Source organism: Streptomyces cupreus (genome assembly GCF_014257025.1).
Taxonomy (GTDB): domain Bacteria; phylum Actinomycetota; class Actinomycetes; order Streptomycetales; family Streptomycetaceae; genus Streptomyces; species Streptomyces cupreus.
Genome location: NZ_JACMSF010000021.1, coordinates 116,967 through 124,951, shown reverse-complemented (window position 1 = coordinate 124,951; position 7,985 = coordinate 116,967). Strand labels below are relative to the sequence as shown.

Below are 7,985 nucleotides of genomic sequence, written 5' to 3'. Positions count from 1 at the left end.
CACCGTGGCCACGTTCAGCATGGTGGTGTCCAGGCGGCTGCCATAGGCGCGGAACAGGTCGTCCAGGATGACGTCCTCGACGCCGGCGCCGCGCTCGATGGACTGCCGAGAGGCGGTCTGCTGGCCGGCCGCGGTGCGGACCGGGACGGACAGCGCGGTGTCGTCCATGTCCTGCTCGGCCACCGCGGCGTTCTCCGCCGACTGGTTGTCGACGGACGAGCCGGTGGTGATCCGGGAGATCTCCACCGTCATACCCTGCGCGGGCAGGACGTGCGGGCGGCAGGCGTCGGCGAACGGCCGGTTGGCGCGGGCCAGCGGCGCGTACATGTCGGTCAGGTACTGCGGGATGACCAGCCCAGCGAACGCGCCAGTGCCGACCGCCCGGATCTGCTGTCCGCGCTCGACGCGCTCTTCCTGCATGTGCCGGGCGAGGCGGTCGCGGGCCTCGTAGTCGCCGAGGAACGCGGCGGCCACGTCGCGCTGGAACTGGGCGCCGCGCCGGTCCTCGTCCGGGCGGTAGGTCCGCTCCTCCTGGCCGACCCGGTGCACCTGGTCGTAGGCCGGGGCGCGGGTCGCGGCCGGCGTGGTGCGGGCCTGAAGCGCGGCCAGCTCTTCCTCGCGGGCCTGCTCCGCCTCCAGCTCGGCGAGGGCCTCCTGGCGGCGGGTCACCTCGGCGTCTGCGGCATCGCGGGTGGCCACCCGGGCGGCGACGGCCTCCTCGGTCAGGTTCTCGTCGGAGCGCAGCGCCATCAGCGCGTCCTGCTCCTGCTGTCGTGCGGTGATCGCCGTGTCCAGCGCGGTACGCGCCTGGGCGATCAGCTCGGCGAGAGTCATCTCGTCGGTCCTCTCTCTCGAAGATTCCAGGCGCCCCGGTCCAGGTCAGACGGCCACCCGAGGCAGTGCGCCGGGTGGGCTCGTGCGCGTAGAGCGCAGGGCAGATATCCCGCCGGGCGGCGGGAAGTTCAGGGGTCAGCGGGCGAGCGCGATCTCCAGCAGCGCCCGGGCCCGGCTCGACTGCGTGGCAGCAGCGGGCTGGCGCAGGGTTGAGGTGGTGTACGGGTTCGCGCCGTAGCCGACGATCGCGACGTCGCCGCGGTGGATGTCGTACCGGTTGATCCGGTACTCGGTGTAGTCCGGGGACCACTGGCCCGACTCGATGCGGAACGCGAAGGACATCTCGTCGACCAGGCCCGCGCGCAGCTTCGGCGCGATGTAGGCGACGTCATAGTCCGCCGGGTCCAGGGCGGGCGCGCGGACGTCCAGGCCGGTGGCACTCTCGGTCAGGAACAGGCTGCCGTTGGTGGTGCGGGCCAGGCGGCGCAGCTGGTCGTGGCCGAGCACGAGCGGCACGTCGAGGTCGGCGCGCGCGAGGGAGTCGGCGCCGGCGCCCTCGGAGACGACCTCGGTGTACGGGCCGAACATGTCCCACATCTCGTAGGCCTGCTCGTACACGGTGGCCTGGCCGACGAACTCCAGCGTGCCGCCGTCGCCGCTCTCGCGCAGCTGCACGCCGGAGAGGGTGGCGCGGACGGTGGCGCGCGCGGCGGGGGCTTCGGCGCAGCGTCGCTGCGAGGGCCGGTCGGCGCGCTGGCGGATGTGCTGGGCTCGGTCGGCCGCCGCAGCGGCCCGGGTCAAGGCGGTCATGACGATGCTCCCGGTACGGCGGTCGTGGGTTGGGCGGGGACCGAGCGCGACCCGAACAGCCGGTCGAACTCGGCGTAGTCGTCCTCGGTGAACGGCGGCAGGTTGTCCAGGGCTCGGGCCTCGGTCGGCGTGAGCGTCCGGTTGGTGATGCGCGCGCCGATCGTGCGGGCGCGGGCCTCGGGGTCCATGCGCAGCAGTGCGTCCGTGTTCAGCTTCACGAACCGCGGGCCGGACACCAGGCGGCGGCTGAATGCGTCCTCGCGGCGGCCGACGGCCGGCCCCAGGTTCATGATCAGGAACTGGAGGTTGCGCTGACCGATGTTGGCGTAGGTGACGCTGCTGCCCGAGACGGCGACGTCGATGAGGTCGCCGGGGCAGCCGAAGAAGCGGGCGATGTCCTGGGCGCCGTACTGGCGGGCCTCGAGGAAGCTGGACTGCGAGGCGACGGCCTGGATCGGCTTGTACTCCCAGTCCATGCCGTGAACGAACAGGCCGCTGGAGTCGACGGCCGCGCGGAAGTTCTCGCGGGCGACGCGGGCCGCGTCCTTGTCGACGGTCTTCGCGGTGTTCTTCAGCTCGGCCAGGGGGACGGCCCCGCCGGCGAACCAGTCACGGGCGAACTGCTGGGCAGAGAGGGTCTCTTCGATCGTCCAGGCGGCGAACGCCACCGGGGACAGACCGAGCGGGCACCCGGCGACGGTGTACTGCTTCTCGTGCCAGACCTCCCACGGCTCGTACTCCTTGCCGCCGATCACGTACTTCGTGATCGTGGGGCCGTTGCCGCGGACCGACACCGACCCGAGCTCGACCAGGTCGATCCGGCCGGGCAGGCCGCGCCCGTCCGGGCCGATAACCCCGGAGCGTTCGGTGATGATCCCGAAGTCGTTGCCGCCGCGGTCGAGGTCGAACTGGCTGGAGTAGACCCACTCCTTGATGCCCATCTCTGTGCCGCCCGGTGAGACCAGGACGGGGGGCTTGGGTACCTCGACCTGGATGCCGTTGACGTAGCGGTAGACGTCGATGGGGAAGCTGGACATCAGGTCCGCGCGCAGCCGCAGGCACGCCCACACCGCCGAGTTGCGCAGCGCCGTCTCGTTGGTGACGGGCACCCGGCCGGAGCGCCGCTCCCTCGATTGCGCCAGGAGATCCTCGGGTGACGTGATCTGAGCCTCGCGGGCGAACACGTTCTTCAGCCTGGTCCAGGCGCCCATGCTCACCTCCCCTCACGCGAACGAGTCCGCGATGTCGTAGTCCTCGATCACGTGCGGGCCCCGGATGACCAGCGCCCACCGGGCCCACGTCGCCGCACACAACGGGCTGATGTCCACCAGGGAGTTCGTCCGGTCCAGGGTCCAGGCGTCGCCCTGGCGGCGCGTCCTGGCGCCGTTCACGGCGGCGGTGAGCGGGACCTGGTCGAGGTGGCGCACTGTGCCCTGGTTCATCGCGTCGGCCAGCTGGCCGCACGCCTCGGTGACGTCCCCGCTCCTCATGACCGCGAGGTCGCCGCGCTCGGGGTTCGCCTTGTCCTTCGGCACGTCGATCCCGGCCGTCACCAGATCGTCGATCAGGGACGCGGCGGGCGAGCCCGACGCGACCGCCACGGCCACCGGCTTCCACAACCGGTGCAGCCGCGCCACCGCGGGCACCACCCAGTCCGTGCCCGGCCGGTACGCCACAACCTCCAGGTGCACCCGCCCGTCCGGCCGCAGCGACGCGGCGGAGATCGCCGAACGGTTGCGGTCCTGCGACACGTCGATGGCCAGGGCGACGCTCGACGCCACCGGCTTGCTCGCCGCGTCGAGCAGGCCCGGCCACTTGCCCTTCGGCACGTTCGGATCCGTCGGCGGGGTCGGCCGCCGGGTGCGGTTCAGATAGGCCCGGTCGAACTCGGCCGGGTCCATCTTCTCCAGCTCAGCCGCGATGACCTCCTCGGTCACCGTGAAGCCGAGAGCGGGCAGCGTCGCCCGCCACGTCGCCGGGTCCGCCCGGTCCATGTCGTCCGGGGCGAACCACTCGAAGTAGCAGGCCCGCGGCCGCGGCGCCGAGAGGTCGACGGCGAGCGCCTCCCACAGCGCTTCGACCAGACGGCGTCCGTTCTCCCGCTTCTTGTTCAGCCACACACTCTTCGTGGTGCCGCCCGCGGACGCCCACCACAGCTGAGCCATGGCCCGGGTCAGCATGGCCGGGCTGAACGCCTGCTCCAGGCGGTCATCCTCGTGCGCGAATGCCTCGTCGATGAACCCGAGATCCAAGGGCGGCCCGTGCCCGGCCTTCTCCGTGTTCGCCGTGATGCCCATCCGCGAGCGGGTGCGGCCCCACAGGATCGCCTCGTTGCCGTTGCTCTTGCGGATGCGCGCCATCTTCGCCAGGTCCGAGCTGGAGATCTTCTCCCAGAACTCGTCCTCCCACCGCTGCCTCGCCATGCCGCGGGTCTGGGCGGCGTACACGATGTTCTGCCGGGGCCAGGCGAGCGCGCGGTGGACCTGCGCGCCGAGCGTCAGTTCCGTCTTGCCCTGCTGCCGGGACACGGACAGGCCGACCTCGCGGTGCGCGAACAGCCCGGTGTCCGGGTCGATCTCCAGGGCGACGTCGGACACGTACTTCTGCCACGGCATCGGCGGCGCGCCGAGCTTGGCCATGACCTTCCACAGCTTCGGGCCCAGCGACGGCCGGTCCGGGTGTCGCGGTGTGCCCCACCGCGGCGGGCAGGTCAGCCCGTAGCGCTCGTACAGATCCTCGGCGAACTCAGTCGGGGGTGCCCAGGTCTCCGAGGTCGTCGTCATCGTCCGGCGCCCGTCCCTCCAGGATCTGGGCGAGCGTCTGCCGGAGCTCGCGGGTCAACTGGGGCAGCAGCCGGTCCTCCTGGGGGATCGCCTCCCCGCACGTGTCGCACTCGGCGGTCCGCGCGGCGTCGATCCGGCCGGCCAGCGTGTACGCCAGCTCGGTCAGCGACGGCTCGACGCCGACCAGGTCGCCGAGCTGCTCGATGTCGGCGCGCACGGCTTCCTCGACGGGCCCCATGCCGGCTCCCTTCCAAGATCATCCGGGGTCATCGGCCCGGGGGGAGAAAAATAAAAGCTGGGCGCGGGGTTGCGATATGTCCGATTCCTAAAGATCACTGGGAGATCCCGGCCGGAACGATCCGATCATGCTTCTGACCTGCGGGTTTGTGTCACCGCATGATGGATCCGAGGGGCTCGCCGTGCTCGGCCACCAGCTGCTCACGGCTGGGCATCTGCTCGTGCTGGATCCAGCCGGTGCTGTACCCGCAGTTGCACAGCAGGTGGACCTGACCGGTGGGCTGTGCCTCCATCCACCCGCTGGCCCCATCGGGGCGGCGCTCCCACTGCTTGAAGACCCGGAGTTCGTGGGGTGTGGTCCAGGGCTGGGGCATGGCGTCCTCCTACGGTCCGGCGAACCAGTCGACTGACGTGCGCAGCTGGACGACCTCGGCGAGCGGGCGGTCGCTCTTCTCCGAGTTGCACTTGCGGAGGCAGACGGGACAGCCGGCCACGCCGTGGATGGGGCCGAGGTTGTCGGGGTCCTTGCGGGCGCCGCCCTTGCTCACGGGGTGGATGTGGTCGACCGCGTCGGCGGCGCCGTGGCCGCAGACGATGCAGACGTCGGATGCGGCGAGGATGCGGGCGCGTATCTGCCGGTACTCGTAGCTGGTGAGTTCGCTGCGGTCGGTGGCCACGCTCACCCCCTGGGCACGGCGAAGCCCCGGCCGGGGGGATTGGCCGGGGCTTCGTCGTGTGTTTGTGGTGCCGCTTCGGGGCACAGTTGTTCACCGAGATCGTTACACGCTGTCTGACCTGGGGTCAAGCGGCGGGGCGTGCTTGGCGTTCGGCGAGGAGTGCGGCGACGTCTGTGACGGCGTACCAGGGTTGGCGGGGTGTGCCGCCCGAGCGCTTCAACCTGCCGCGGTGGACGAGGAGGCGGACGCCTCCGAGGGTGATGCCGAGTTGCTGGGCGGTCTGGTGGGCGGTGAGGTGGCCGGGCCGGATGTTCTGCGACTCCATGACCCCATGATGCCGCGCTGGGCGCTGATTCAGGGGGTGGCCTGTACCCCCTCTAGCCCCACTACTTCGCAGGTGAGGGGCCACTACAGGGGGGTCTACGACGGTAGAGGCCCCCCTCTAGATCCACTCGCTGGGTAGCGGGGGTCTGGAGGGGGGCCTTGTAGAGGGGGTTGTAGAGGGGGACCCCTCTACCGGGCGTTGAGGAGCTCGGTGGGCATGGCTGCTTCGAGGTCTTCGCGGCGGTATCCGGCGAGGTTCTTGCCGTTGATGTTGACCTGCTTGGTGGTGCGCTTCACGCCAGTGTCCTCGAGCTCCTTGGCGAGGCGTTCGGCGTCCCAGTCGCCGTAGTCCTCGTCCAGGTTCTCCAGGCGGGCGAGGAGGTCGGCGGTGTGCATCTTGACGCTGTGCCGCATGACGGAGAGGCAGTCGGACAGGACGGGGCTGACAGTGATGCCGGACGCCTCGGCGAGGGCGCTGGGGTCGTTGGCGGCATCGCCCGTGAGCTGGCCGCAAGCCTCGCGCAGCAGGCGGCCCTTGGCGCACATGGAGTTGAAGGCTGCGGTCTCCAGCATGTCGGCCTTGACTGTGACGAACGAGGCCGGGCCGGTGACCAGCACGCCGACGCCCTTGTGCTCCTCGGACAGGACGGAGGCGTCGGCGCCCTGGGCGGCCTTGCCCTTGCCGAGGACCATGTCTGAGCTGGTCTGGTCGACGACCTGCGTGGAGTAGCGGATGGTGATGATCTCGCGGAGCTTGGTGGGTACGGACTTGGCGTCCGGGCGCTGGGATGCGTAGTTGGAGATGAACCCGGCTGCGGGGCCGCGGCGGGCGATGCGTGCCATGTCGTTGATGATCTCGTCGCGTTCCTGGTCGTCGACGGCGAGGAAGGCTTCCTGTAGCTCATCCACCGTGAACAGGATGAACGGCATGTTGTACCGCTTGACGATCTCGGGGGTGAGCTTGCCCTCGGGGCAGATGGAGGTGGGCAGGCCGCGCAGGATGGAGAACCGGCGCTCCATCTCGGCGAGGAGTTCCTTGAGCATGGCCTTGAAGGCGCCGATGGCGTCCTCTTCGGCGCCGAGGACCAGGCGGTGGGCCACCTGCCGCATCTGGATCCAGTCCTGGCCGCCCTTGAAGTCGGCGACGTAGTGCCGCACGTAGGCGTCGAGGAGGCCGGCGGCGGTGAGGAGGCGCTGGCTGAACGTCTTGCCGCGGCGGGGCAGGCCGCCGAAGAACATGGACTGCCAGATGATCGGGAGGGTGACGCGGTTGCCGCGGGCGTCCTGGCCGAAGGGGATGGGGTCCCAGATGCTGAAGGTGTCCAGCTGTTCCAGCGGTGAGGGGTTGGGCGGCGCGAGGTAGGGGTCATCGTCGGCGACCCACATGGAGACGCGGCCTGCGTTGCCGCCTGCAGATGCGCGGACGCGGCTCATGATGACCTGGATCTCGTCGACGCCGAGCTCGGCGGCGATCTCGGTCCGCTTGGCGAGGACGTCGGCGGCCTTCTTACCGCCGCCCTTGGGCAGGTCGAAGATGACGGCCCACCCGTTGCCGTCGCGCAACGGCCCCATCACGCAGTTGACCTTGGGCCCTTCCTCGTCGCCTTTGCCCTGCTTGAGCAGGCCTGTCGCGCGGAGGGCGTCGTTGAGCTGCTGGGCGTCCATGGCGATCCGCAGGGGCGGCGTGCCGTGGTCGAGGATGTGGGCCTCGTCGGACCAGCCGATGGCTGCAAGGCCTCCGCAGGCGATGCAGCCGGCGGCGATCTGCAGGCCGAGGCTGGCGTAGTTGAGGGCGACGGCTGCGGCGGCGGCCAGGCCGAGGGCGGCACCCCAGCGCCAGCGGCGGGCCTCGGTGCGCTCCCGGTGCGCGACGACGGCCTGGGCGGCGAGGACGACGTCGTCGGGCTTGGCCTTGACCTGGACGCGGAGGGCCTTGATGCCGGCGGTGTGGTCCTGGGCGGTGAGGACGGGCCACAGGCGCCGGCCGCCGCGGAACGCGCCGCGCGCAGAGTAGCCGACGACCTTGACGGCGTACTTGGGGCTGCGGATGCCATGGTACCGGCCGTGCCACCAGCCGACCTTGATGAAGGCGCCGGTGTTGGCGCGGACGGATGCCCAGTTGCGTGCCCAGGCGGGCAGGATCGGGGCGTCGGGGACGGTCAGCCAGTCGGCGAGCGGGTTGTCAGGACGGTCGACGGCTTCGACGTCCTCGACGGCGCCCTGGCCGTCCTGGGGGGCGTCCTGTGGCGGCTTGATGAGGATGTCGGTCATGCTGGGCTCTTCCTGCTCCTTGTTGGGCTGCGGGAGGCCCGGGGACGGC

The 7,985-nt window shown here is 70.8% G+C and carries 8 protein-coding genes and 1 pseudogene; all 9 read right to left on the bottom strand.

The window, feature by feature from the left end:
- Window positions 1–834 (bottom strand): annotated as a pseudogene (locus tag H4N64_RS20815) (hypothetical protein); the annotation flags it as partial.
- A gap of 135 nt (window positions 835–969) precedes the next feature.
- Window positions 970–1,644, bottom strand: a complete 675-nt coding sequence (locus H4N64_RS20810; RefSeq protein WP_186283893.1) for an HK97 family phage prohead protease — start codon at window positions 1,642–1,644, stop codon at window positions 970–972.
- Window positions 1,641–2,855 (bottom strand): phage portal protein, encoded by a 1,215-nt coding sequence (locus H4N64_RS20805; protein ID WP_186283892.1) that lies wholly within the window; start codon window positions 2,853–2,855, stop codon window positions 1,641–1,643. The genes H4N64_RS20810 and H4N64_RS20805 overlap by 4 nt, the downstream gene beginning before the upstream one ends.
- Before the next feature lie 12 nt (window positions 2,856–2,867).
- Window positions 2,868–4,427 (bottom strand): terminase large subunit domain-containing protein, encoded by a 1,560-nt coding sequence (locus tag H4N64_RS20800; RefSeq protein ID WP_260859836.1) that lies wholly within the window; start codon window positions 4,425–4,427, stop codon window positions 2,868–2,870.
- Window positions 4,390–4,665, bottom strand: a complete 276-nt coding sequence (locus tag H4N64_RS20795; protein WP_186283891.1) for a hypothetical protein — start codon at window positions 4,663–4,665, stop codon at window positions 4,390–4,392. Before H4N64_RS20795 ends, H4N64_RS20800 begins: the two co-directional genes overlap by 38 nt.
- Before the next feature lie 151 nt (window positions 4,666–4,816).
- Window positions 4,817–5,038, bottom strand: coding sequence for a hypothetical protein (locus H4N64_RS20790; RefSeq protein ID WP_186283890.1), 222 nt, complete (start codon window positions 5,036–5,038; stop codon window positions 4,817–4,819).
- A 9-nt stretch (window positions 5,039–5,047) separates the two neighbouring features.
- Window positions 5,048–5,341 (bottom strand): HNH endonuclease, encoded by a 294-nt coding sequence (locus H4N64_RS20785; RefSeq protein ID WP_186283889.1) that lies wholly within the window; start codon window positions 5,339–5,341, stop codon window positions 5,048–5,050.
- A 124-nt stretch (window positions 5,342–5,465) separates the two neighbouring features.
- The gene (locus H4N64_RS20780; protein WP_186283888.1) at window positions 5,466–5,666 is read right to left on the bottom strand and encodes a hypothetical protein; all 201 of its coding nucleotides are present in this window, start codon (window positions 5,664–5,666) and stop codon (window positions 5,466–5,468) included.
- Between the two features lie 188 nt (window positions 5,667–5,854).
- Window positions 5,855–7,936 (bottom strand): P-loop NTPase family protein, encoded by a 2,082-nt coding sequence (locus H4N64_RS20775; protein ID WP_222109201.1) that lies wholly within the window; start codon window positions 7,934–7,936, stop codon window positions 5,855–5,857.
- Between the last annotated feature and the right edge of the window lie 49 nt (window positions 7,937–7,985).

Coding starts and splice junctions, on each gene's coding strand:
- H4N64_RS20810 (WP_186283893.1), bottom strand. CDS start 1,644: ATGACCGCCTTGACCCGGGCCGCTGCGGCGGCCGACCGAGCCCAGCAC.
- H4N64_RS20805 (WP_186283892.1), bottom strand. CDS start 2,855: ATGGGCGCCTGGACCAGGCTGAAGAACGTGTTCGCCCGCGAGGCTCAG.
- H4N64_RS20800 (WP_260859836.1), bottom strand. CDS start 4,427: ATGACGACGACCTCGGAGACCTGGGCACCCCCGACTGAGTTCGCCGAG.
- H4N64_RS20795 (WP_186283891.1), bottom strand. CDS start 4,665: ATGGGGCCCGTCGAGGAAGCCGTGCGCGCCGACATCGAGCAGCTCGGC.
- H4N64_RS20790 (WP_186283890.1), bottom strand. CDS start 5,038: ATGCCCCAGCCCTGGACCACACCCCACGAACTCCGGGTCTTCAAGCAG.
- H4N64_RS20780 (WP_186283888.1), bottom strand. CDS start 5,666: ATGGAGTCGCAGAACATCCGGCCCGGCCACCTCACCGCCCACCAGACC.
- H4N64_RS20775 (WP_222109201.1), bottom strand. CDS start 7,936: ATGACCGACATCCTCATCAAGCCGCCACAGGACGCCCCCCAGGACGGC.